Raw genomic sequence first — 25,419 nt, 5'->3', positions numbered from 1 at the left:
GGATGCCTCCTTATCTCGGTCCGAAAATGTAAGTTAACGGTTCAAGGTTTATCTTCCTTAGGTTTCTTAGCTTCCTTGATTCCAACGGTCATAGGCGGCTTGATATACTTCGGCGACGCGATCGCTGCCCATTTTCTTCAGTTGGCTGACGTATTTATCCCAGTTCTCGAGCGGCTCTTGGCCGGTCACGAACTTCGCCTCCATTTGCGTCACATACGTCTTCAGGTCGGACAGCAAGGCGGAAACCTCGGATTGTTCATCGGTCGTCAAGAAAGCGTTCGGGAACGGCGGCTTGCCGATCGGAGCTAACTTGGTTTGCGTTTGCTGATCAATCCATTCGTCGAATTCGCTTTTCAACCCGTTTGTCAATTCTTTCAGATTGACGCCCGGCGTCAAAATACCGTAGTTTGGCGTAATGGTTCCGCGATAATCCTCACGTTCCTTGCCGCCAGGTACCGGAAGCCATTCCTTAACCTTGTTTTCTTTATCCTTGTACTGCCACAGCAGTCCTTCCGGACCTTGGGTCCACAAGGTGGCCCCTTCATAGCTGTATTGATAGTCGATCCAGCGCATCGTGGCTTCCGGACTCGGGTTGCTCTTCGTAATCGCGAACGTCCCGTTAGCGGACATGCCCGGATGTTTGCCGTACACCGGCGTACCGGCAATTTCGCTGGCCACCGGCGTCATCAGCGGATGTTCGTTGTTTGGCTCCCCGCCAAGCGTGAAGTAAGGATGATAATCACTAAACAAGGCAACCTGGTTGTTTTTACCCTTTGCTTTCTTCTGGTCGTCGGTTTGAGAGAACGTCTCATGGTCCAACAACTCATCCTTCCACAAGCGGTTCATAAAGGTCAGATAACCCTTATATCCTTCCTCTTGCGGCGAATAGTGGACTTTGCCGTCCTTGTCGGCGTAGATGACCGTGTCATACATTCCCCAGAATCCGAGGAAGAACATTCGCAGATCGTCCAACTTGACGGAGGAAAGCGGAATTTCGTCGGCTTTGCCGTTGCCATTCGGGTCTTCTTCCTTAACGCGCTTCAAGTACGTGTACAACTCTTCCGTCGTCTTCGGCTCCTCCGCGTTCAACGCCTTCAGGAACTTACCGTTATACCACATCGGGCCGCGGTACCATACCGCCGCGGTATCGATGAACGGCAGGGCATAAATATGTCCGTCCGTAGTCGTGATATTCTTGCGTACATCTGGATTCTCATCGAGGATCTTCTTCAAGTTAGGCGCGTAGTTGTCAATCAGATCCTCCAGAGGAATCAGAATTCCTTGGCTGCCGTAGGTGACTTGCTCCGCTGGAGTAATGTCTGCTGCGTACAGCATGTCCGGCAGGTCGCCGCTGGCGAAGACCAGGTTTTTCTTCGTACTGAAGCTATCGATCGGCGAGGTTTGAAACTCTACTTTGATCCCCGACAGCTTCTCCATCTCTTGAATGACGGGCATCGTGTTCCAGTCCGCCATTCCCGCGTCGGGAGCGAACATCGTCAACGTAAGCGGCTCATCGACAATCGGAAAGCCATCTTTCTTTACGCCTCCGGTATTCTCGGAATTGGAAGCGTTCGTGCCCGAGTTTGCCTCGCCTCCCGAATTGCCTGCCGTGTTGCCGCCCGCCGTATTGCCGGATGAACCGCAGGCCGCCAGCAACGAGGCCAGCAGGAGCAAGCTCAAGGCTAACGCTCCGCGTCTTTTCAGCTTCTGCATGAATGAATCCTCCTTTTGAATAGGTTATTGATGTATGGCAAGATCATCCCTTAACGGAACCGATCATGACACCTTGCACAAAATAGCGTTGCAGGAAAGGATACACCACAATGACCGGCAGTGTGGCCACGATAATGACCGCGTATTTGACCAGCGCGGCCACTTCCGCCCGGTTATTCAGCGCCGTCGCCGTAGCGGCATCGATGGAGCCGGTTTGCGACGACATCTCCTGCAGGACGAGAATTTGCCGGAGTACGAGCTGCAGCGGATATTTCGCATGGTCGTTCAGGTAAATCATCGCGGAGAAGTAGCTGTTCCAGTGCCCGACTCCAAAGAACAAGGCCATGACCGCGATAATCGAAGTCGACAGCGGCAGGATGATGCGGAAAAACAGCCGGAAATTGCTGCAGCCATCGATTTCCGCTGCCTCCTGCAGCTCCTTCGGAATCGTCGATTGGAAATACGTCCGGCAAACGATGAGATTCCAGACGGAGGTAGCCCCCGGCAAAATCAGGGCCCACATGCTGTTCACTAAGCCCAGATCCTTGATCAGCAAATAGGTTGGCACCAGCCCGCCGCTGAAGAACATCGTGACCATGAAGATCCCCATGAACAAGTTCCGTCCAACAAAGTCTTTGCGGCTGAGCGCGTAAGCGGCCGGGATCGTCACCGCCAGATTGACCATCGTACCCAGCACCGTATATAGGATCGTGTTCCCGTAGCCGGTCCAGATTTGCGGATCTCGGAACACCCGCTGATACCCCTCAAAGGTGAGGCCCATCGGCCATAACCACATCTCCCCGGAAGCGACGTATTTCGGGGTGCTGATCGAGGCGCTGATGATATACAGAATCGGGTAAGCGACGACGACCAGCGCTAGTAACAGAAACACATAGTTGCAAGCCAGAAATAGCCGATCCCGCCGCGTTTCTTTAATTGCCGATATCACGTTCCCCACTCCTTTCTTCTACCATAGGCTGTTTTCGCTGGTGCGACGGACGATCTGGTTGACGGTAATGAGCAGAATCGCGTTCACGACGGAATTGAATAAGCCAACCGCCGTGGAGAAGCTGTACTGCGCATCCAACAAGCCTGATCGGTATACGAATGTTGAGATGACGTCGGAGGATTCCATGTTCAGCGGGTTTTGCAGCAGCAGGATTTTCTCAAATCCCACGCCGAGCAGGCTGCCCATATTCAGAATCATCAGGATCGTGATCGTTGGCAGAATCGCCGGTATATTGATGTAACGGATCCGCTGCAGGCGTGAAGCCCCATCGAGGATAGCCGCTTCGTGTAATCCCGGATCAACGCCGGTCAGCGCCGCTAAGTAAATGATCGTCCCCCAGCCGGTCCCCTGCCACACGTCGGAGAATACATATACCGTTTTAAACCAGCGCGGGTCAGTCAGAAAATCGGGCGGCGTGAAACCAAACGCTTCGATCACATTGACGATCATGCCCGTTGAAGGCGTCAGGAACGTAATGATCATCCCGGCCATGACAACCATCGATATAAAATGCGGCGCATAGGTCACGGTCTGTACCGTCCGTTTAAAGAAGCCGTCTTTCACCTCATTAAAAGCCAAGGCCAGGATAATCGGGAGCGGGAACCCTACGACCAGCCCGTAAAGACTGATGCCCAGCGTGTTCCACAGCAGATCCCAGAAATAATAGGAATTAAAGAATCGGACGAAGTGGTCGAAGCCTACCCACGGACTTCCCAGAACCCCGTTTACAGGTATGAAGTTTTTGAATGCGATTTGGATCCCGTACATCGGAACGTAACTAAAGATCAGAACGCTTAATAAAGCCGGAGCGATAAAAATGTACAACTGCCAATTCCGGAGGATTTTTGTCCTGAGTTTCCTTTTCGTAGCGAACGGGGTAATCGGCCTGGTGTCAAGAACGGTTGGCGCGCTTTTCTGCATCAAACAACTCCTCCTTTTTTTCTGAAGTGTACCGGAGCTCCCCCACCCTCGTAAATATGTCATTTTGCTTTACGTTAACAAAGCGGAGAGGCAAATTTAACAAATCGGACGATTTTTGTGTCATTAAAGTTGACATGTCCTTGTCCCGAGGCAGCGGCGGCGATGTGTATTTTTTTACTGACAATACCCCGAACTACGGCAACAACGGGCGGCAGACAAGCCTCGATAAGCAAAAATAACATGCTCTTTCCCGATGAACCGCTACTTTCTTCCCTTGCGTTATCCGGGAATCTCCTTTACATTTTAGATAAAAAAATAGAGCGGACAGGGGGCAGACGCAAAGTGAAGCTGAATTATTTCAAGTCTAAACTTTTTCAAAAATACACCTGGTCTTACTTGTTCATGCTGCTGGTTCCACTTGCATTGTTATCGGTCTTCATCTATAACAGCGCGGTCCGCAATCTCCGCTCCGAAATCGAACAATCTCATTTAAATCAGTTGTCCCAGGCCCGAACGATCGTCGACACCCATGTCAAACAACTAAGCGATATTGCCTCGCGGGTTGCTTACGACGTTCAACTGGCCCGCTACCGCGTACACGACCCGTATTACAGCCTGGAAGCGATCAATGCACTCAAAAATTACAAAGCGACCAGCCCGATCATCGGGGAGATGTTCCTGTACTTCCATGGGGATGAGAAGATTTATTCCACCGCAGGAATGACCAGCTTGGACGTGTTTCACGAGCATTATCATTTTCTGGACTGGGAGGGTCCGAAGCTGGTCCAGGATCTAAACTCCGTCAAGTATCCCGTCATCCAACCTACTGAGATGCTCAATCAAAATGGAAACATGCGGCAATCGGTCCTGGCCTACCTCGTGCCCATCACCCCGAACAATCCGAATCCGCATGGAACATTAATGTACTTGATTCGGAAATCAGAATTGACCGGGCTGATTGATACCATTCTCGGTAACTACGAAGGGTCATCCTATATTTTCGATAACAACGGTCGCGTAATGGCCTCCAAAAACAACCAAGAACAACCGCTTCAGGGAACGGACCTAGAAAAATTGTTTACGCTTTCAACAGGAATCCACAGCATCGATTTAGGCGGGGTATCGCATTCGGTCGTCTCGGTCAAGTCGGACATGAACGGCTGGGAATACGTTACCTTGATGCCAAGCGCACAGTTTCTGGGCAGCGTGCTACACCTTCGAAGCTTGATGATCTTGCTCTTGACCGTGCTGGTGGTCGTCGGAACCGCGGCCGCCTTGATCTTGGCCCGGCGACAGTTCCATCCCATCCACGATCTCCTCGAGTTCGCCGATTCCAAGTCGAAGTCTGGCCGGCCAGCCGCGGAACCTCGCAAATCCGGCAACGAATTGGACCGCATCCGCACGGCGCTGCAGGAATACAGCTCGCGTGCCGATTTGCAGGAGCCGTACGCGCGCAATCATTTTCTATTGATGCTGCTGAAATACGGAAATGCTCGCAGCCTGGTACCGCAGCTTTTGCATTCGCTGGAAATCGACCTGACCAAAGCTCAATATTTCGCCATGGTCATCGGCCGGGATGAGGAATCGAAGAGTCGGTTGGACAGTCATGATTGGCAGGCAATGATCGGCCGCCTTACGGCGGCGGAGGTTCCCGAATACGGAGCGCGCCTGTACAGCGTCGAGCTTCCCAAGCCGGGGCAGATCGCGTTAATCGTCGGCTTCGATAAGGTCGGTTCCTGGTCCGGGCCCGATCAGTTCCGCCGGATCGTGCATCGCATCCACGACAACTTGTTGGAGCGGTTCCGCATCGACCCTATGATCGGTGTGGGTACTTATTACAACGATCCCGACCAGTTGAACCAATCGTTCATCGAGGCCTGCTCCGCCTTCGAGTCTCGGATGTTTGCCGGACACGGCAGCATCACGTTCTTCGAGAAGCTGTCTCATACACCGGGAGAAACGTCATGGGTGCCGAAAAACGAGTTGCTGAAGTTATCCCAAAGCTTAAAACAAGGCAGTTATGAGGTCGCGGCCCAAACGATCGGCGAGGCAATGAATGTGTTACAGGGTCCGGACTTGACCGTCGAGATGAAGCGCTGCATCAGCTTTGACATCTTGAACGCCATCCTGCGCACGGGGATGGAGATGGGCATTCGCGATTGGACGCCCGATATTCCCGGATCCGATGCGTTTAATTCTTTGCAGGAGCTGGAGCGCCACTTCCTCCGCCTCGCTTCTCGCATCTGTGAGCTTGCCCTGCAGAACGAACGTAAGGAAGAGCATTCCCTGATGGATCGGATCGTCGCTTATATCGACAGCAACTTCATGGATCATGCTCTAAGCCTGGAGGCGATCTCTTGCAAATATTCGATTTCGGTATCCTATTTCAGCCGCTCTTTCAAGGATCAGATGGGCATCAACTTCGTTCAGTACATCTGGCAGAAGAGAATGATGGCGGTGATGAACGACCTGACCTCCACCAACGATCCGCTCAAGGACATCATCCAGCGAGTTGGTTATCTCGACACCCCGAACTTCATTCGCAAGTTCAAGAAGGAAACCGGCCTGACCCCGGGCCAATACCGTAAGCTCTTTTCCCAAGCGGAATCAAGCGATCCGCCAATGTCAGATTCGGCTGATGTCGGGTAGTCGTTACTGAATGCCAAAAAAGGCCGCCTAAGCTTTGTAGCGCTTAGACGGCCTTTTTGTTGATATCACTAAGTTTACTTACCGCAGCATTTTTTGTATTTCAAACCGCTTCCGCATGGGCAAGGTTCGTTGCGGCCGATTTTGTTGGATCGGACCTGCTGAACGATATGTCCTCGTATGGAGGGCGTCGCCGGTTGATTGCCGGACATCTCCTGCATCTGGCGCAGCTCGTCCAGCGTATGTCCGGCGTTAGACCACATCCGGGTATGGTCGTATACGTCGGTGATAAGAGCGACGGTTTGCTGTGCCTGTTGTTGGGACGTAAAATCCAGATCCCGTCTCTCAAACTCGTAGAGAAGATCCTGCAGCGAGGCTTCCATCGAGCAACTGAGCTGAATGTCATCGACCAAATACTCCGCGCTTTCCGGATCCAGGCGGAATTCCTTGGTAACGAATTCCCGCAGCGCCGTGAGCTGCGAGGTGATCTCAAAATAATCGTGATCCGCATATTTGAACAGCTCTTGCTGGTCCGGTACGAAATTAGGTTTCCCTTGCACCTTGTCTACGAGGTCCTCAAACTCTTTGTCTTCCATGTCCAACGATGCGATATATCCCTTCCGCAGCTCGAAATACTGATCCGTCCGCTGAAGAAAACTTTCAAGCTGTTGCAGCAATTCCTCTTCCGAGATGGATTCGCCGCCGTTCTGGGCATTGATGATTTCTACCAGCTTGGCCGGCGCGATGATTCCGTACAAATTGATCGCAGACATCAGGTAGTTATAGAGTTGATGGCTCCTTTGCAACGCTTTGCGGAATGACGGCTGGTCCAGCTTCCGGATGGCGGACTTTACTTCGTCTGGGATCACCAAATACAGCTGATTATTCTCAAAGAAGGTAAACAGCAAGCCGCGATCCAGGAAATAATAGTAATACCCGAAGGGAGTCGCGTTGCTGGGTTGATAGGAACCGTCCAGCAACGAACCGAACAGCTCCCATTCCTTGGGCCGGCTATTGAGGAAGGCCGCTTGGAGCGTCTCCGAGTCCTCCATGCCTGCCTGCACGGCGGCAATGAGCTCCTCCTTCTTCATCTTGGAACGTCCGGAGATGTTGTAGACCGAGGCTAACGCAGCCAGCCTGGTTTTGGTGAGGCTTGGAAGGATATCTGCCAAACGCTGCATCCGCTCGCCAATGATGGCGTGCTTAATATTATTTTCTTCCAGCAATTGATGGGTATCATCGATCATTTGAAACTACTCCTTCTTGATTTCATTCGAACGGATATTTCAGACCCCACTGCCCGCGAATTTGATCCATCAGGCGCAGGATGGCCAGCGATTCATCCAGCGGGATGTCGCTGCTTTCGGTCAAACCGGCTTGCAGGGCCCGGCCAACAGCCTCGGCTTCATAAGCATAACCCTTAAAGGTCCGGTCATCGCTGACCGTCTCGGGCTCTTCCCCGTCGACGTACAACGTAGCTGTGGTCGCGTTAAGGAACCCAGGCACGTAAATCTTACCGTTCGTCCCATGGATATACGCGTCGTTGCCGATCGCCAGTCGTACGGCACCATTCAAGGAGGCGGTTGCCCCGTTCCCGTAAGTCAACAACACGGAGAAGTGTTCGTCAACCCCCGTTTCCCCGAGGTGTGCCGTGCTTTGAACGCTTTGCGGATACGGACCCAGCACCATGGACGCGAACGAAATCGGGTAGATGCCGGCATCCAGCAATGCCCCGCCGCCAAGTTCCGGATTGAGCAGTCGCCCGGACGGATTCCACCCCGCATCGAAGCCGAAATCGGCTTTCACCAGTCGAACTTCGCCAATCCGTCCGGCCGCCAGCCATTCCCGCACACGGTGAATGACCGGCAGGAACCGCGTCCACATCGCTTCCATCAGGAACAGCTTGCGTTCGCGCGCATAGGCAACCAGCTCTTCCAGTTCGGCGGAATTGACCGTAAACGGCTTCTCACACAGAACCGCTTTCCCTGCCCGCAGCGCGGTCATGACGTTGTCCTTGTGGTAAGGATGCGGTGTGGCTACATAAACGGCGTCCACCTCCGGGTCAGCCACCAGCTCCTCATAGCTTCCATACGCCTTGGGAATCCCGAACTTCTTGGCAAACGCCCCGGCTTTCTCCAAGTTTCTCGACCCGATGGCATACGCTTCGCCGTTACTGGCGGATGCCAGGTCCCCCGCAAACGACTCGGCAATCCCGCCGGCCGCCATGATTCCCCACTTGATTGTCGCCTCTCCCATTGATCCTTCCTCCTTCGACGCGATCCTTACTTAGGCTAATTATACCTTTTTGCGGTGGATGAGGAAACGGAACGTATTGGAGTAGGGCTTCTCCCACTGAAGACGGAGGAAATGTTGCACTTTCTGCAGGATTTCATTCCCACTCCAGGCTAACAAGGATGAAATGTTGCAAAAACTGCAGCATTTCGAAAATACAAAACCCAGAAACCCCAAAAATGCTGCAGTCTGTGCAACATTTTCGAGCTAAACGGTCGGAACCCCGCAAATTTATCGCACAAAGTGCAACATTTGGAGTCAATCCCGAATTAACGGCCACATGCGCGCTCTGGTCTTGCCCGCCGATATGATATAATCGATAAGCGCGGGACGAGCCTTAACCATCGAATCCCGCAAATTTGCGAGTTTGAGAGGTTGGGCAACATGCTGACGTTTGAGCAGAAATTGGAAGTCTTCAAATCATTTCCCGAGCTGGAGCAAAGAAACGTTTCTCTGGGCCGGGTCAATTTTCACTATGAAGGCAGCGCTTATGACAAAAAAACTGTCGTTTACCACCTGCACCCGAATGGGAACGGGTATGTTTACGCCGGATTGTTAGACGGTTATGAGACGGATGATAAAGGGTTCGTCAACATCCGGGAACTGGCGGAGCCGGTGCTGCGCCAACTGGTCCGGGAGACGATTAACGCAATGTCCGTCCGGGAGGGCGAAGCCCCCGCTTCACGCCCTGAAGCAACGGAGGCCCCCAACCGAAGCACGTCGCCCGGCGGCGTCTGGACGAATAGCAAAGGCGAAAAGCTGACGCTCAAATACGAAGACGACTTGTGGTATATATACTCCGGCCTGAGCCTGGAGATGGCCTTCGATACCCGTGAGGAGGCCGGCGAATATTTGGCGGAGGAAGGTTTTTCCCCACTAAAAGGGTGACCCGTTCCCCGTGCACCAATGAATAACCAAAACGACCATGCCTTACTGGGCATGGTTTTTTTATTCTGCCAAAAAAATAAATAAAATGTTCAATAAATTGTTTGATTTTTGACACAAAATGTTCAATAATTAAGTCAGACACAAATTGTTCACAATTTGTTTGGCCAGTGAAAAGTAAAGGAGCGAATCCTCATGTGGCAACCGGAGAAATTGAAAGGCAACGCTTTTCTGTGGATTGTTGGGCTAGGCACGTTTTATGCGGTGTTCTACACGGTATTTACTCTTCTCTCGATTCACGGTCAATAAGCCGCACATTGTTGTAACCGCTGCCATGGGCTTCGGGCGCTCACGTCCGTTCCCGCGACATGCCGATAACCATACCTTTGTTCTAAGTCATATCTACCGCCTAGCCGATGGAGCTCCTCTCCCGCGCGAAGCGGTGTTTTTATTTTTGCCGGAGAGGAAAGGCAAGGTATAATAATAGAGGACATGGCCATGATCGGCCGGCTTCATCCACTGAACTTAAGGAGTTTTCCACTTGAAAAATCTGCTCATCACCGGTTATCGCGCCCATGAACTCGGCATTTACAACCAGAAGCACCCCGGCATCTCCTATATTCGCCAAGCCATTGCTAATCGCCTTGTCCCCTTGCTGGAAGAGGGGCTGGAGTGGGTCATCACTCCCGGCCAATACGGCGTGGATCTATGGGCATGCGAAGCGGTGTTTGATTTAAAGAAGCGGTATCCGCAGTTGAAATGCTCGATCATCACCGCCTATAGCCAACAAGAGGAGAAATGGAGCGACGAGAAAAAGGACTACTATACGCAAATTCTCCGTCAGGTCGACCACTATGCGGCGGCCAGTAAAGAGGCTTACATCGGACCTTGGCAATTCACAGGCAGGGACGAGCTGCTGTTCCGCAAGACCGACGGGATCCTGCTCGTCTATGACGAGGACGCGGGCGAGGCCAGCCCGAAATTTTTCAAAGAACGCACTTTGAAGAAGCAGGCCCAGGACGGCTACCTGTACATCAATATCGGCTCAGAAGAAATTCAGGCAATCGCTAACGAGGAGCAGGAGCGGGCTTACCTCGACAGCGACATCCGCCCGGATGAATCGGATCTGTCTTAACCTTCTCGTGGTCTATATTCCCTTCCCCATTCTCCCAATCTTCCGCATGAAATCCCCCCTTTTGTCACCTTCCGCCCGCCTCCAGACTACACTGTTAGCAGAAAATCGCTTTCAGCACAGCAAGAGGTTTGCATAGCAAAGGAGGTATTCCCATGAGCGAAAGGCAGCTCCCTACCGTTGCTTATTTCAGCATGGAGTACGGTCTTCATTCCGATTTTAAAATGTATGCCGGAGGACTTGGCATTCTGGCCGGCGATTTCATCAAAGGAGCCAAAGACATTGGCGCACCGCTCGTCGGTATCGGCATCAAGTGGAAGCAAGGTTATACCGACCAGCGAATCGGCGAGGATGGACGGCCTTACGATACGTTTATCGATCACGATTATGATTTTCTCGAGGATACCGGCGTGACGGTCACGGTGACGATAAAAAACGCCGAGGTTTCCTGCAAAGTATGGAAAACGGAAAAGTTCGGAAACAATCCGCTCTATCTGCTGGACACAGACCTTCCGGAGAGCGACAATGGTTGGATCACCGCACGCTTATACGGCGGCGGCTTTGGCGAGGAGCGCATTGCCCAGGAAATTGTGCTGGGTATCGGGGGGGTTAAGGCGCTTCGCGCGCTGGGCATCCCGGTGGAGGTTTATCATTTCAACGAAGGGCACGCCGCCTTGGCCGCCACGGAGCTGATCCGCGAGAAAATGCAGGCCGGACTCACCTTCGAATCGGCCTGGCGGGACACCCGCGAAACGGTCGTCTTTACGACCCATACGCCGGTCAAGGAAGGCAACGAAGCCCATGCGCTGGATCTGCTTGCGGCAATGTCCGCCTTTAACGGGTTGACCCGCGACCATATGGAGCGGATCGGCGGCAACCCGTTTAACATGACCGTCGCCGGTCTGCGGCTTGCGCGCCGCGCGAACGCCGTTGCCGCCCTGCATGCGGAGACCGCAGGCCGCATGTGGAAGAACGTGGCCGGACGGGCGGAGATCATCGGGATCACGAACGCGATCCACCTGCCGACCTGGGCCGATGCGCGGATGCTCCGCGCTTATGATGAAGGCGGCGATGTATGGGCCGCGCATATGGAACTCAAGCGCGAGCTGATCGATTTGGTCCGCGAGCGCTCGGGAGCCGCGCTGGATCCGGACCGGCTGCTGATCGGGTTCTCGCGCCGTGCCGCGCCGTATAAACGGAGCGATCTGATCTTCTCCCGGCCGGACCTGATCGGCCCCTACCTCGAATCCGGCCGGATTCAACTCGTGTTCTCGGGCAAAGCCCATCCGAACGACGATACCGGCAAACAGATCGTCAGCAACCTGGTGGCGATGATGAAGCAGTACCCCGGCAGCGTCGTGTTTCTGGAGAACTACGACATGATGATTGGAGCCAAGCTGACCCGCGGTGCGGACGTTTGGTTGAACAATCCGCGCCGGCCGCTGGAAGCGAGCGGCACCTCGGGGATGAAAGCCGCCGTCAACGGCGTGCTGAACTGCTCGGTCCTCGACGGCTGGTGGCCGGAGGCCTGCCTAGACGGCGAGAACGGCTGGCAAATCGGCGGCGGCTTCGAGTCGGCCGATCCGGGCGAGCTCGACCGGCACGACGGCGAAGCGCTCTACGACACGCTGCTGAAGCGGGTCGTGCCGACCTACTACGAGGATCGCCCCCGCTGGGTGCAGATGATGCGGCGCAGCATCGAAACGACCCGCGAGGCGTTCTCGACGCAGCGGATGCTGGAGGAGTATTACCGGAGGCTGTATATGCGGTAAACGTGACGGCGGATGATCTGCGGTGCGAGGGGCCTGCCCTTGCACCGTAGTTTTTTTGCGGATCCGGCTGTACTTCTCACGTACCATTGATCTATGGCGTAATGCAGCCCCACTCCCCCACCCCTTCGCACCATTGATCTATGGCGTAATGCTGCCCCCCTCCCCTCGCACCATTGATCTATGGCGTAATGCAGCCCCCCTCCCCCCACCCCTTCGCACTAAATGTATTCGAAAAATCGAATACATTTCAGCGTTTCCGACGGTTTCAAGGGAATCTATATGAAATTTCATATAGATTTGCACACCAGCAAGAGTTCTACCCGGAATCTATATGAAAAATCGTATAGAATGCGGATTTTTTGCCGCCAGCCCCACTTTGTATATGAAAAATCGAATACATTTCCGATATTACATAAAGAAACAAACCTCACAACCCTACATAGAAGGAGAAAACCATCTTGATGAACCGAACTAGAAGTACTAGAACTAAAACCGAAACTGAAACTGGAACTGGAACTTCTCTGCGCAGCCTCGCGAAACGCCTGCTCGCTCTAGGGCTTGCCCTGGTCTGCCTGATCCCCGCCGGCAGCAGCCTAGCCCCCGCTCCGGCGTCCGCCGCAGCCACGGCAGCGCCCGCCAAGAACGTCGTCCTGCTGGATGCCGCCAGCGGACATGCCTTCGTGCCCAGCCGGGCCTTAAACGGACTGGATGGCATCCAGATCCAGTGGGATGCGTCCCGGCAGCAATTGACGCTCGCGCAGGGCGAAGCCACCACCGCGATCTTGCGGGTCGGCTCCGCCAAAGCCGAGGTGAACGGCGAGCCGATCACCTTGACCGATGCGCCGTTCACCGAAGCCGGCGCGACCTACGTGCCGCTGCAGTTCGTCAGCGCCACGTTCCAACTCCCGGCGGAATGGGACAAAACCGCCGGCGCGGTCAGCCTCGGCCAAGGCGATGCCCGCTTGACCCTGCCGTACGCAAACCGCGGCACGGCCAGCACCGCCGGCGCCGGGAAAGCGATCGTCAGCGAGCGCAAGACGTTTAAGGTCGGCGGACGCTCCTTCTCCGTGCAGATGGTCACCATCTCGCTGATGGATCCGAAGGTCCGCCTGAAGGTCGCGCTCGCCGGGGACACCGTCGGGAAGGTCGAGGAGCTGAGTGGCCTCGCCAAACGCCATAAGGCCGTCGTCGCCGTCAACGGCACATTCTTCAACGCTTACACGAATGACGCGCACAAAGCCCCTTACGGCTACATCGTCAGCGGCGGCGAGCTGAAAATGAAAGCCTCCGGCGACAAGCGCACCCTTTTCACCTATGACTCGAATCTCTTGGCGCGGTTGATTCCCGGCGCGGACTTCAACGATGCCTTTGGCGCAGGCACGATGGAGGGAGCGCTCCAAGCCGGGCCGCGCCTTGTGGTCAATGGAAAAGTCGCGATTGACGTCAAGGCGGAAGGCTTCAAGGATCCGAAAATCCTTACCGGAGGCGGTGCCCGCAGCGCCTTAGGTCTCACGCGTGACCATAAGCTGATCCTGCTGACTTCCGGCGGCGCTACGATTCCGCAGCTCGCGGAAATCATGAAGCAGGCCGGCGCGTACCAGGCGATGAACCTCGATGGCGGCGCCTCTAGCGGTCTTTATTACAACGGCAAATACCTGACCCCGCCGGGCCGCAAAATCAGCAACGCGCTGATCGTCACCTATCAATAAAAAGCAAAACGGCACTTCCAAGGAGTTCCCCCTCAACAGGGGCCTAGCTCCAAAGAAGTGCCGTTTGTTTTCATACAAACTTCTTATCTCAACCCTTTGCGCCGATTCGAAATGTCCAGCCAAACAGCAAAGACGAGGATCGAACCTTTAACCACATATTGCCAGAACGACTCCAGCCCCATCAGCGACATCCCGTTATCGAGCGAAGTCATAACGAGCGCGCCGATCAAGGCGCCAAGCACCGTACCCGCGCCGCCCATCAGCGACGTTCCGCCGATGACGCAGGCCGCGATGGCGTCCATTTCCGCCATGTTCCCGGCGGTAATTGTCGCCGAGGCGAGACGCGACGTCAGGACGATCGAAGCGATCGAGGCGAGCAAGCCGCTGAGCAGGAAGACGCTCATCGTTTTGCGGCGGATGTTGATGCCGGATAGACGGGCCGCTTCCAGGTTGCCGCCGATTGCGTAAATGTGCCGGCCGAAGGTCGTTTTCGTGGACAGGAAGAAGAAAATGGCGGCCAACGCGATGACGAAGATGATCGGGAAAGGAATCCCCTTATAGGCATTCATGACGAGCACGAAGGCGACGACCAGCAGAGAGAGCGCGGCCATCTTGATCACGTCCACGGCGAACGGCGCCACTTCGAAGCCGTATTTCTGCCGGGAACGGCGTTTGCGGAGCGTGCTCCAAACAATCAGGCCGATGGCTAACACGCCGAGGGTAATGCCGAAGCCTTGGGCAAAATACGCATTCCCAAGCAGCGCAAGCACCTTGTCCGAGACCGGAATCGTCATCGATTCGGTCACGCCCATGAGCGTGCCACGGAATACCAGCATGCCCCCCAGCGTCACGATAAAGGCGGGAATCATTTTATAAGCAACCAGCCAGCCCTGCAGCAAACCGAGTACGGCACCGGCCGCCAGTGTACCGATAATGACGACAATCGCCGGCAGCTCCAGCCAATTGCTGAAAATCGCGGCAATCCCGCCGGTCAATCCCACGATCGAACCGACCGACAGGTCGATGTGTCCTGCGACGATGACCAGCACCATGCCGATCGCCAGAATCGAGGTCACGGACATTTGCGTAAAGAGATTAGACAGGTTCCGCGCCGTCAAAAATGTCGGGTCGAGCAGGCCGAACAGTACCCAGATCAGCACCAGTGCTCCCACCATCGTGTAGGCACGCACGTCCATTTTGCCGAACAGGCTGCCCCATAGCGTCGTTTTTACGGCCGAGCCGTCCGTTTGTTTTCCGATTTCCTTTTGAAGCTCCATGATTATTTCCCTCCCGTAGCGGCTTGCATGATATTTTCTTGGGTCGCCTCGCGCCAGTCGAATTCCCGGACGAATTTGCCTTCGCTCATCACCAGAATCCGGTCGCTCATGCCGAGCACCTCCGGAAGCTCCGAGGAGATCATGATGATGGCCACGCCCTGATCGACCAGTTGATTCATCAGATGATAAATCTCGTATTTCGCCCCGACATCAATGCCGCGAGTCGGTTCGTCCATGATAAGGATTTTCGGGTCGGACATCAGCCATTTGCCGACGACGACCTTCTGCTGGTTACCACCGGACAATGTGCCGACAGGGGTTTCCAGAGATGCGGTTTTCGTCTTCAAATCATGCACATACTTGAGGCCCCAGCGAATTTCCTCGTTGTCGTTAATCACGCCTAGCTTCGAAACTTTGGCCATGGTGGCCATCGTCGTATTCGTCTTGACATCCATTCCCATAACTAGCCCTTGGCGTTTGCGATCCTCGCTGACGAGGGCAAGCCCGGCGCGGATGGCGTCGGCGACGGAGCGGATACGCACCGGTTTGCCGTCAACGAAGACCTCCCCCGTCGCCCGTCCGCCGTAAGCGCCGAACAGGCTGCTGACGAGCTCGGTCCGACCAGCGCCCATCAAACCGGCAATGCCAAGAATTTCGCCTTTCCGAACCTGGAAATTGACGTCCTTGATCACCTTCTGGTTTCGCTTCTCCGGATGCCACACATTATAATTCTTAACTTCCAGCACGGTATCCGACGGGCGATGCTCCACCCGCGGGTATCGTTCGGTCAACTCCCGTCCTACCATCAGCGACACGACTTGGTCGTCATTGGTGTCCTTGCGTTCCAGCGTCGCCACCGTATGCCCATCGCGAAGCACCGTAATCGAGTCGGCCAGAGCAAACACCTCCGGCATTTTGTGCGAGATATAAACGCAAGACACCCCTTCGCTGCGCAGTTGGTTCAGGATGCCCATGAGAATCGCCACTTCGCTTTCCGTCAAAGCGGCCGTCGGTTCATCCAGGATCAAGATCTGCGTATGCTTGGACAGCGCCTTGGCGATCTCCACCAGCTGCTGCTGGCCGATGCCGAGACTCCCGATTTTCGTGTCCGGGGAAATTTGGAGTCCGACCCGCTTCAGCCACTGGGCTGCATTGTGGTACAGCTCATCCCATTGGATCACGCCGCGTTTCGTCGGTTCCGCCCCGAGGAAAATGTTCTCGCCCACCGTCATCTCCTTTACGAGCGCCAGTTCTTGGTGAATGATGGCGATGCCGGCTTTTTCCGCATCGGTAATGTTGTGGAACTGTTTCTTCTCGCCGCCGATGACGATGTCTCCGCTATACGTGCCGGCTGGATACAGACCGCTCAGCACTTTCATCAGCGTTGACTTGCCCGCCCCGTTCTCGCCGCAGAGCGCGTGGATTTCCCCTTTGCGCACCTTAAAGTTCACGCGGTCGAGGGCTTTTACGCCCGGAAACTCTTTGCTGATATTCACCATTTCCAATACATGCATAGGCTTAGCTCTCCTTCTTTAGCCTAAGGATCGGCGGAAAGCGCGAAACCAAGGAACGCCGAACGCTCCCTGGTTTTCGCCGCTTCTGCCCTGATTTATTGCTTAGGCCATTGATCCTTCGGCACGTTTTTGTACACGTCTTCCAGCTTGTGGAACCCATCTTCGATCACAACGTTCAGGCTGTTCTTGTCGACCGGAATCGGATCGAGCAACACGGAAGGCACGTCGATCTTGCCGTTATTAACGGTCTTGTCGGCTTTGACTTCCTCGCCTTTAGCAGCCGAGACAGCCATTTCCGCAGCCGTGGTAGCGATCGATTTGATCGGTTTGTACACGGTCATCAGCTGGGTGCCTTCGGCGATCCGTTGAACGGCGGCCAAGTCTGCATCCTGCCCGGATACCGGGATCTTGCCGGCCATGCCTTGGGCAGTCAACGCCTGGATGACCCCGCCGGCCGTGCCGTCGTTCGCGGCGACTACGCCTTGTACGTCATTGTTGTTGGCGGTCAGCGCGTTTTCCATGTTCTTCAGCGCTTCTTCCGGCTTCCAGTCTTTGGAGAACTGGTCATAAACGATCTTGATGTCGCCTTTCTCCTCCAGTGGTTTCAGCACGCTCATGGCGCCTTCTTTAAACATGTGCGCGTTGTTGTCAGTGTCCGCGCCGCCGATGTAAACGATATTGCCCTTCGGTGCCGCTTCCATGACGGCGCGGGCTTGGAACTCGCCGACCCGGACGTTATCGAAGGAGATGTAGTAGTCGACATCCGAGTTTTTAATCAGTCGGTCATACGCGATCACTTTGATGCCCTCTTTATGCGCTTTTTCCACGATCGGCGCGGTTGCTTCGGCATTGTGCGCAATAACCACCAACACATCGACGCCTTGCGAAATCAATTGTTCCGCTTGGCTCAGCTGCGTAGCATCGTCACCGTTGGCCGCAAGCACCTTCACTTCGCCGCCGAGCTCTTCGACTTTGGCGGTGAATAGATCCCGGTCCTTCTGCCACCGCTCTTCCTTCAGGGTATCCATCGACATCCCGATGACGATTTTGTCGTCCTTGCCTCCAGCCGCGCTGCCCGTATTGTCCTTCGTGCTCCCGCTGTTTGAGCTGCCGTCCGATACAACCCCGCAGCCTGCCAGGGAGGAAGCCAATAAAATGGCCGCCAAGCTTAACCGTACAAAATGACTGTGTTTTTTCACTATGCCTACGCCCCTTCTTTACATAATCGTTTATTGATTGCGCTTACAAAATTATCTTAGCACCGCCCTCATCCCTACGGTCCGGTCAAAGCCTGCACTTCTTTGCGCTGTGCCTGCACTCCCTTGCTGCGGGATGTAAAGGCTTTCATTCCCGCTGCTTTCACTGGATTTTTTTGTGTAGAAAAAACAAAAAAGTCCTTGTCTGGGACAAGGACTTAAAGACCGGACAGGCTCATTCGGTTTGCTGGCGATACTCGCTGGGGGTGATGCCGACGGATTTTTTGAACACCCGGCTGAAGTAATTCGGGTCCTTGTAGCCCACCTCGTAACAAATCTCCTTCAAGCTTAAGGAGCGCTCGGCAATCAACCGCTTCGCCTCCTCGATCCGCAAGCGAGTTAAGTAATCACTGAAATTCTCTCCCGTTTGCAGCTTGAACAATTTGCTGAAATAATACGGACTGAGATTGACGTATTCCGCCGTTTGCTCCATCGAGATCTCTTCCTTGAATCGCTGGCTGACGAACAAGATGGCCCGCTGCAGCACATGCGAGCGGCTGCGTTCTTTCCGCTCCCGCAGTCCGTCGATCCAGCCGCCAAGCCGGCGCAACGCGCTCGCGCGCAGCGATGCCGGATCTTCGCAGGCGCTTAAGTCCTCGATTAAATCCGGGCCATCTCCCGCTTCAACGCCGCGGCTCAAATACAGGAGCAAACCAATCACGTCGCCGCGCAGGCGCGGATAATGCCGCGGCTCGGCCGCCTCCAGGCGTTCAAACAGCTGGGCGAAGCGTTCGGTGACTTCGGGCTTGTCGTGCCGCAGCAGCGCATCGAGCAGCTTCTTCTCCTCGTCCAGAGGGATCGCCGGACGGCCGGAGCTTTCGGCGATATCATCGTAATGCCGGACGCTGACGATATCCTGTTCGTCCGCGCAGACGCGCACGGCTTCCCGGTAGGAGCGGCTCAACCCGTCCCAGCCCTCGCGAATCGAACCGATGCCAACCGAGATCGGCAGCCCGAACCGCTCCTCAACCTGGCTGCGCAGCCGCTCGCCCCATTCCAGCGCGATGACCCGCTGCGTATAACCCGGTCGTCCCGGCGGAAACGGAACAAACAACGCCATCTGGTGCCCGACTACCGGGCTGACAATACAGGACAACCCCGGCTTCACCCATTGCTTGACGGCGTCGTAAATCTCCTTCTTGGCCACTTGGAAACTGGCCCATTCCTTCGGCGTGTGCTTCGCGAACGACAACACCATCGCGTACCCCTTGCGCCACTGGAGGTTCAGCATCCCCGCCAATTGGTCGGCTTCGACCTCCTGCGCATATTCCAGCATCAACATCAATGATAGCTCGTTCTCTGCCAGCGGCAGCAACTGCGACAACTTCTCCTGTAGCGCCAATTGCTCATCCCGGACACGCTTCGCCTCCTCGGTTTCGGCGATCAGACCCTTTAGCACGTCCAGCACCTCTTCCCGCCGCGCCGGCTTCAGCAAATAATTCCGTACGCCAAGTGCCAACCCTTCCTTCGCATAGGCGAAATAATCATGCGCCGTAATCATCACAACCTTCGCTCCCGGCTGCCGCGCCATAATTTCCCGCACCGCCTCCAGGCCTTGGATCCCCGGCATTTTGATATCCATAAAGATAAAATCCGGCCGCCCTTCCTCCGCCAACTGGATCGCCCGTCGCCCGTTCTCTGCATGAAGAAAACGGAACATATCCGGCATCGCATGACCGATCATCAATTCCAGGCCTTCCCGCTCCAAAGCTTCGTCGTCCGCAATCAACAAAGTATACACCTTGGTTTCCCCCGTTCCCCGTTCTATTCCATGCTCGTGCGAAGAGGCAGAGTAAACCTGACGGCCGTTCCGGCCCCTTCTTCGCTGTCGATGGCGATGCGTTCCTGCCCGTCAAAAAATAAATGCAGCCGCTTGAACACATTATGCGTGCCCAGACCCGTCGATTGCCCTTTGCCGCCGAACCGCGGCGCGTCCCCGCGCACCGATTGCAGCAGCGTATTCACCGTTTCACGGCTCATGCCGACGCCGTTGTCGCGGATTTCGATCTCGACCTTGTCCTCCCCGCCGAGTCGGATCACCAGCTCCAGCACGGCCCCTTCTTCCATCTGCTCAATCCCGTGCACGAAGGCGTTCTCCAATATCGGCTGCAGGGTCAAGCAAGGAATCCTCCCGTCCAACGCGCGCTCGTCGATGTTGATCACGAAAGCGATCCGATCGCGGAACCGCGCCTTCTGGATGTTCATGTATTCGGTGACATGGGCCACCTCCTCGCGAAGCGGTACCGCCTGGTCCAGCTTCTGCAAATTGTAACGAAGCAGACGCGACACGGAAACGGCAAGATCGCTGGTTTTGGCAGCCCCTTCGAGATAAGCCAGCTTGGAAATGGAATTCAGCGTATTGAAGAGAAAATGTGGATTGATCTGGCTTTGCAGCGTCTTCAACTCCAGCTCCTTGACCAGCCGGTCTTTCTCCAGATTGTTAATGTTCTCGGCCATCAGTTGCTGGATGTTATCGATCATCCCGTTAAACGCGCGGCACAAAATGCTGATCTCATCGTTGCTGTCGCTTTCCGGCGCTTTGGTGTCCATCCGACCCTTGGAAATCTGTTTAGCAGTCGCGACCAGCCGGCGGATCGGATTCGTGATGCTGCGCGACAGCCAGATGGCAAGCAGGATACTGAAGGCCGCCGCGGTCACCACCAGCAAAATGCCCAACTTGTTCAGCTCGCCGGTTGTATACATCATCTCTTCGTAGATCGGCTTGTACTGCTCCAGTTCCAAATCGACCAGCTCCTGCGCCTCCTCGCGGATAAAGCGCTGAGTCTGCTCCGCTTCGATATAGGCCCCGGCCATCGTATCGGAATCCTCATAGCTGATCTTCTCGATCATCGCCTCGGCCTGCTCCAGGAACGTATCGATGAGGTTGCGGTAATTGGCTAGGGCCAGATCGCTCCCACCGATCGTTCGAAGCCCGTCCAGATCGGACCTCAAGGTTTTGACGGCGTTCAAGTGCTTGACCACTTCAGGCAAGCTTTCAGTATCCATCTGCATGATGAAGCGGTTCATCGACCGCATATTCTCCCCTACTTCATAGGAGATTTCTTTATACAGCAAAATGCGCTTCATCATCAGATGATAGCTTTCCTGCACGTTCTTTCCGCTTTGGAATAGAAAGAAGGACACCGAGCTCATGACCAGCACCAGCAGCGGAATGAACAGAAACAGCTTGCGGCGGATGCTCATAAGCTCTCCCCCTCCTCCACATTTCGTGCATCCAGCACTTTCACTTCCGTGAAGTACTTCTTCTTCAGCGGTTTTCCTTTGAAGTGCTCATAGAGCAGTCGAACGGCTGTATCCCCCATCAAAAAAGGCTGCTGCGCGACCGTCGCCTCGATCTCGCCCTTGCGAATTGCCTCCAGCGTTTCCTTCTGATTGTCGAAGCCGATGATCGTCAAGTCATTGCGGTTTTTGGCGGCCTGCAGGACGCCGAGGGCGTCGGTCGCGCTCGTGCCGACCATAATGTTGATCTCCGGATGCTTCCGGAGCATATTGGCTGCCTGCTGGATTGCCTCCATATGAGAGATGTTCGAGCTGCGGACGTCGACAATCTCAAGCCCCTCATGCTCGGCGACGATTCTTTTCAGCCCGTCCAATCGCTGCAGTTGGTTCGCGGCCTGATCGCTGCCGATGATCACGCCGATCTTCCCGGTACCGCCGGTCGTCTCCACGACAAGACGGCCCAGACGTTCGCCGGCGGCCAAATTGTCGGTGCCGACATAAGCCAGCCGCTTGCTATCCGGTGCGTCGGTGTCGATCGTCACGACGGGAATCCCGCGTCGGACCGCCTTGTCGATCACCGGAGTGAACCGCTCTTCGTTCAGTCCCTGCACGATAATCGCGTCGACGCGGGCGGCGATCGCTTTTTCCAATAGGTTCAGTTGCTCTTCCATGTTGTTGCGCACCGGCCCCGTAAACTCGATGTCGATGCCGTATTTCTCCGCCGCCTCCGCCGCGCCTTTCTCCACCATTTCCCAATAAGGATGGTAACGCTCCTGCTCGATCAATACGATATGATAACGCGACTCGCCGCTCGCGGGCTGCCCTTGCAGCTCCTTGACGATGCTGCCGATTTTCCCGGAATAGCGGGCAAAGCCGATAAACAAATAGACCAAAACGACGATGCAGATCATCATGCCGGCCAGCCATTTCTTGTCCTTGATCATCCTGTTCACCTCTTCGATTATCCTATCTCAAGGGTGTAAACGGTTGCAATGAGAAATTTAGGCAGGTTCCAGGATATGGCAAAATTTATGATATGCTCTTGGGGCCGCTTTGCACGATTATCCCTTTCGTTCAGGGGCGTCCATCGTTCAGGTGCGTGCATGGCATGGCGCGAAGTTTGATGGTACGAAGATGGCAGAGTGCGAAGTATGCATGGCGCGAAAATTGCATGGTACGAAGATGGCTGGTTGCGAAGTTTGCATAGTGTGGTGATGGGATGGTGCAGGATGTCAAGGAATCAGGCCCCCCCAAGCTAGCCTGCTTCGTTCCAACCTGAGCGAAGGGGATAATGGTGCAAAGCGCCGCAAAAGGACCATCACCAGCCCCCTCGCTTTGCCTCAGGCCGAACGATCAAAAGCAAAAACCCAACCCGGAATCATCCGGCTTGGGTCCTCGGGAATCGGGTCGCTGCTTGATCTTGATCGGACGAAGCACCGACACCTTAAGCTTCATCCGCCGCGTACCGCAGCCCGAACTGGCGTCTGGCTTCCTCCATCAGTTCGGCGACAGCCAGCGAACGCGTATGCGTATTGATCTGGCTCTCCCGCTGTCCGTTTTTAACCAGGTCGATAAACTCCATAGCCTCGTAATACATCGACTCCTGCGGCTGGGAGCGCGTCAACTCCTCCGTCGTCCCGTCGCGGTACAGGATTTTTGCCTCATAAGGCTGGTTGATCCGATCGATCACGATCGTCCCGTTCTCCCCCTGGATTTCCGTCGGCAAATAGGAATCGGTAATTTTCGAATACATGATCACGCCGTCCATATCCGGGTACCGCACGATCAGGCTGCCCTCTCCATCCACGCCCGAGGACAACATCACGGCGGAGGCTTGCACGGATTCCGGTTTACCGAAGAGCGTCACCATCGGGTAGATGCAGTAGATGCCGAGATCCATCAAGGCACCGTTAGAAAACGCGGGGTTAAAAGCGTTCAATACCTTGCCTTGCTTAAACGCGTCAAACCGCGAAGAATACTGGCAGTAACTTGAAAAATAACGCCGTACCCGGCCGATTTTGTACAAATTGTCATGGACCGCCCGGAAATTCGGCATCAGCGTGGATTTGAGCGCCTCCATCAGCAGCACGTCGTTGCGGCGCGCCGCTTCGATCATCCGCCGGATTTCCGCTGCGTTCGAGGCCATCGGCTTCTCGCATAACACATGCTTGCCGTGATCCATCAGCAGGATCGCCTGCTCGGCGTGTAATGAATTCGGGCTGGCGATGTAGGCGGCATCAATGTCGGAGCTGGATGCCAGGGCCTCCAAGTCGGTATATACCTGAGGATCGCCGAACTTGGCGGCAAATTCCTTGCCCTTCTGCTCGGTCCGGGAGTAAACCGCCGTTAAGGCAAATTGCTCCGTTTCCAAAGCCGCCTGAATAAAACGCTCCGTAATCCAGTTCGTTCCAATCGTGGCGAAACGTATCAAAGTGATTTCCTCCCTTTGTTATGGTCGCTTTACCCGTATTCTCTCATTCCCTGTCACCCTTGTCCACTTTCGAACGCTAAAACAAATTCGTTCCGATTAGGAACAACTTACTTGCACTAGGCGCGAAAACTAATCTACAATAGATGTAACGAAATGAAACGTCATGAATTCCATTCATTATACCTGGAAACCTTAAGTTTCGAGGCCTGAGAGAGGTGAGACTGTGATCTACGACAGCAAGTTTTTTTCCAAAAATGAAATCAAGTACATGGTCAGCGGGGACTCCATCTCCAAAGGCGTCATTTATGACGAACAACGCCATAAATACGTCATACTGGAGAACAATTACGTTTCGCTCTTACAGCAGAAACTGAAGGGCGCGGTACACAATACCGCCCGTTTCGGCAACACGTTAATGAAGGGGCTCACGAACCTCAAGAAGGACGTAGAGAAGGATAAGCCCCACATCGTGCTGATCGAATACGGCGGCAACGACTGCGATTTCAACTGGAACGAGATTGCTGAACGTCCAGACGGAGAACACAGCCCGAAAACCGACTTTAATCTGTTCGAAAAAATGCTGACGGAAGCGATCCAATTCGTTAAGAGCCAGCAGATCGTCCCGGTCCTGATGAGCTTGCCGCCGCTGAACGCCGACAAGTATTTTCAATGGGTCAGCCGTAACGACCCGGAGGCGGAGAAGAATATCCTGAAATGGCTTGGAAGTGTCACGAAGATTTATTGGTGGCAGGAACGCTACAATTCGACGATCCTGAAGGTCTCGGAGATGACCAAAACCAAATTCATCGACGTGCGCGGCGCGTTTCTGGAGCATCCCGATTATACGAAATTTCTTTGCTCGGACGGCATTCACCCGAACGAAGACGGCCACCGGATCATCTGCGACAAGGTACTTGAGTTCATTCGCAATAACTACCGCTTCCTGCTGCGCGACGGCAACGGCGGATTGGCGCTGGAATAGACGATACCCTGCATGAAACGAAGAGACCTGAGGACTTCAGGTCTCTTTTTTGCTGCGCTGCAAATCGCTCCACACCTTCTTGTTGCTGTATCGCTTGTCGGTGCTGATGTCCGGCCCGAACCAGTCCGGGGCCACAAAAGCCCGTGCTTCCTCTTCCGATCCGAATTCGACTTCCAGCACGATAAAATCGATCTGGTCGTAGACGTCGATTTCCACCGTAAGCTTGTCCCATTCGGCCGTCACCCGCCGTTTGGTCAGAGGAACCGCCTGATGAACCCCGGTGATCTGGGCGTACATTCCCTCCGAAATGGATACCTCCACTTCTTCCCGGGACAAGCCGAACCCTCGTTTGAACGTATGCGTATATTGAATCTCTCCGGTACGCAAATCCTCGATTCTGCGAACCCGCAGCTCCTGATCCTCATGAAGGGCCAAATAAGTCTGGTCGATCGCATGTTCCGACCGGACAATAAGCTCTCCCTTCCGAATCAAATGCTCCGGATACGCCGGCAGCAGAAACTTGCGTTCAATTTCCAGCGCCAACGGAACAACCCCCTCGCTTTTCTTTTCAGTAAAACTTTCAGTTGTCATTCATACTGGATTCAGTCGTCCCAGCTACAATGAGCTACATCATCCATTA

At 54.7% G+C, this 25,419-nt stretch carries 19 protein-coding genes; 6 read left to right on the top strand and 13 right to left on the bottom strand.

The features are described 5' to 3' along the window. Positions 1–66: 66 nt before the first annotated feature. From MKZ15_RS04915 to MKZ15_RS04905, 3 genes are read right to left on the bottom strand one after another with little or no spacing between them, the layout of a single operon-like run. Entirely contained in the window at positions 67–1,713 is a 1,647-nt protein-coding gene (locus tag MKZ15_RS04915) for an extracellular solute-binding protein (RefSeq protein WP_155608592.1), read from the bottom strand. A gap of 43 nt (positions 1,714–1,756) precedes the next feature. Then, positions 1,757–2,662 carry a carbohydrate ABC transporter permease gene (locus tag MKZ15_RS04910; protein WP_339820279.1) on the bottom strand — a complete coding sequence of 302 codons (906 nt, stop codon included), beginning with the start codon at positions 2,660–2,662 and terminating at the stop codon, positions 1,757–1,759. Positions 2,663–2,680: 18 nt separating this feature from the next. Further along, positions 2,681–3,643, bottom strand: a complete 963-nt coding sequence (locus MKZ15_RS04905) for an ABC transporter permease subunit (RefSeq protein ID WP_213623910.1) — start codon at positions 3,641–3,643, stop codon at positions 2,681–2,683. Positions 3,644–3,985: 342 nt separating this feature from the next. On the opposite strand from MKZ15_RS04905, the gene MKZ15_RS04900 reads away from it, so the two are divergent. After that, on the top strand, positions 3,986–6,292 hold the full coding sequence (locus MKZ15_RS04900; protein ID WP_339820277.1) for a helix-turn-helix domain-containing protein: 2,307 nt from the start codon (positions 3,986–3,988) through the stop codon (positions 6,290–6,292). Positions 6,293–6,366: 74 nt separating this feature from the next. Here MKZ15_RS04900 and MKZ15_RS04895 read toward each other — a convergent pair whose 3' ends face one another. Beyond that, complete coding sequence (locus MKZ15_RS04895) at positions 6,367–7,536, bottom strand: SEC-C metal-binding domain-containing protein (RefSeq protein ID WP_339820275.1); 1,170 nt, start codon at positions 7,534–7,536, stop codon at positions 6,367–6,369. A gap of 22 nt (positions 7,537–7,558) precedes the next feature. Next, entirely contained in the window at positions 7,559–8,545 is a 987-nt protein-coding gene (locus tag MKZ15_RS04890) for a Gfo/Idh/MocA family oxidoreductase (RefSeq protein WP_339820274.1), read from the bottom strand. 420 nt (positions 8,546–8,965) lie between these two features. Between MKZ15_RS04890 and MKZ15_RS04885 the strand changes: the two genes are divergently transcribed. From MKZ15_RS04885 to MKZ15_RS04870, 4 genes are all read left to right on the top strand, one after another. Beyond that, entirely contained in the window at positions 8,966–9,469 is a 504-nt protein-coding gene (locus MKZ15_RS04885) for a hypothetical protein (RefSeq protein ID WP_339820273.1), read from the top strand. A 538-nt stretch (positions 9,470–10,007) separates the two neighbouring features. Beyond that, positions 10,008–10,601 carry a DUF1273 domain-containing protein gene (locus tag MKZ15_RS04880; RefSeq protein ID WP_339820272.1) on the top strand — a complete coding sequence of 198 codons (594 nt, stop codon included), beginning with the start codon at positions 10,008–10,010 and terminating at the stop codon, positions 10,599–10,601. A gap of 152 nt (positions 10,602–10,753) precedes the next feature. Next, a complete protein-coding gene (gene glgP / locus MKZ15_RS04875) occupies positions 10,754–12,370 on the top strand; it encodes an alpha-glucan family phosphorylase (RefSeq protein ID WP_339820271.1) in 1,617 nt (538 codons plus the stop codon). A 458-nt stretch (positions 12,371–12,828) separates the two neighbouring features. Continuing rightward, complete coding sequence (locus tag MKZ15_RS04870; RefSeq protein WP_339820268.1) at positions 12,829–14,079, top strand: phosphodiester glycosidase family protein; 1,251 nt, start codon at positions 12,829–12,831, stop codon at positions 14,077–14,079. 83 nt (positions 14,080–14,162) lie between these two features. On the opposite strand, the gene MKZ15_RS04865 is transcribed toward MKZ15_RS04870, so the two are convergent. The 7 genes from MKZ15_RS04865 to MKZ15_RS04835 all read right to left on the bottom strand — a co-directional run bounded on the left by MKZ15_RS04865 (position 14,163) and on the right by MKZ15_RS04835 (position 23,794). Next, on the bottom strand, positions 14,163–15,356 hold the full coding sequence (locus MKZ15_RS04865) for a sugar ABC transporter permease (protein WP_339820265.1): 1,194 nt from the start codon (positions 15,354–15,356) through the stop codon (positions 14,163–14,165). 2 nt (positions 15,357–15,358) lie between these two features. Continuing rightward, positions 15,359–16,870, bottom strand: a complete 1,512-nt coding sequence (locus tag MKZ15_RS04860) for a xylose ABC transporter ATP-binding protein (RefSeq protein WP_213623903.1) — start codon at positions 16,868–16,870, stop codon at positions 15,359–15,361. A 95-nt stretch (positions 16,871–16,965) separates the two neighbouring features. Next, entirely contained in the window at positions 16,966–18,069 is a 1,104-nt protein-coding gene (gene xylF, locus MKZ15_RS04855; protein WP_193415647.1) for a D-xylose ABC transporter substrate-binding protein, read from the bottom strand. A 232-nt stretch (positions 18,070–18,301) separates the two neighbouring features. Then, complete coding sequence (locus MKZ15_RS04850; RefSeq protein WP_193415648.1) at positions 18,302–19,867, bottom strand: helix-turn-helix domain-containing protein; 1,566 nt, start codon at positions 19,865–19,867, stop codon at positions 18,302–18,304. 23 nt (positions 19,868–19,890) lie between these two features. Then, the gene (locus MKZ15_RS04845; RefSeq protein WP_155608601.1) at positions 19,891–21,330 is read right to left on the bottom strand and encodes a sensor histidine kinase; all 1,440 of its coding nucleotides are present in this window, start codon (positions 21,328–21,330) and stop codon (positions 19,891–19,893) included. Then, positions 21,327–22,310 (bottom strand): sugar-binding protein, encoded by a 984-nt coding sequence (locus tag MKZ15_RS04840; RefSeq protein WP_244868558.1) that lies wholly within the window; start codon positions 22,308–22,310, stop codon positions 21,327–21,329. Before MKZ15_RS04840 ends, MKZ15_RS04845 begins: the two co-directional genes overlap by 4 nt. A gap of 500 nt (positions 22,311–22,810) precedes the next feature. Next, positions 22,811–23,794 (bottom strand): Gfo/Idh/MocA family oxidoreductase, encoded by a 984-nt coding sequence (locus MKZ15_RS04835; RefSeq protein ID WP_280516418.1) that lies wholly within the window; start codon positions 23,792–23,794, stop codon positions 22,811–22,813. A 226-nt stretch (positions 23,795–24,020) separates the two neighbouring features. Between MKZ15_RS04835 and MKZ15_RS04830 the strand changes: the two genes are divergently transcribed. Continuing rightward, complete coding sequence (locus MKZ15_RS04830) at positions 24,021–24,779, top strand: SGNH/GDSL hydrolase family protein (protein WP_244868557.1); 759 nt, start codon at positions 24,021–24,023, stop codon at positions 24,777–24,779. 36 nt (positions 24,780–24,815) lie between these two features. Here MKZ15_RS04830 and MKZ15_RS04825 read toward each other — a convergent pair whose 3' ends face one another. Then, complete coding sequence (locus tag MKZ15_RS04825; RefSeq protein WP_155608604.1) at positions 24,816–25,322, bottom strand: CYTH domain-containing protein; 507 nt, start codon at positions 25,320–25,322, stop codon at positions 24,816–24,818. Positions 25,323–25,419 lie beyond the last annotated feature (97 nt).

This window comes from Paenibacillus sp. FSL R7-0216 (genome assembly GCF_037969915.1).
Taxonomy (GTDB): Bacteria; Bacillota; Bacilli; order Paenibacillales; family Paenibacillaceae; genus Fontibacillus; species Fontibacillus rhizolycopersici.
Note: the sequence above shows the minus strand (reverse complement) of the source record. Positions and strands in the feature narration are given on the sequence as shown.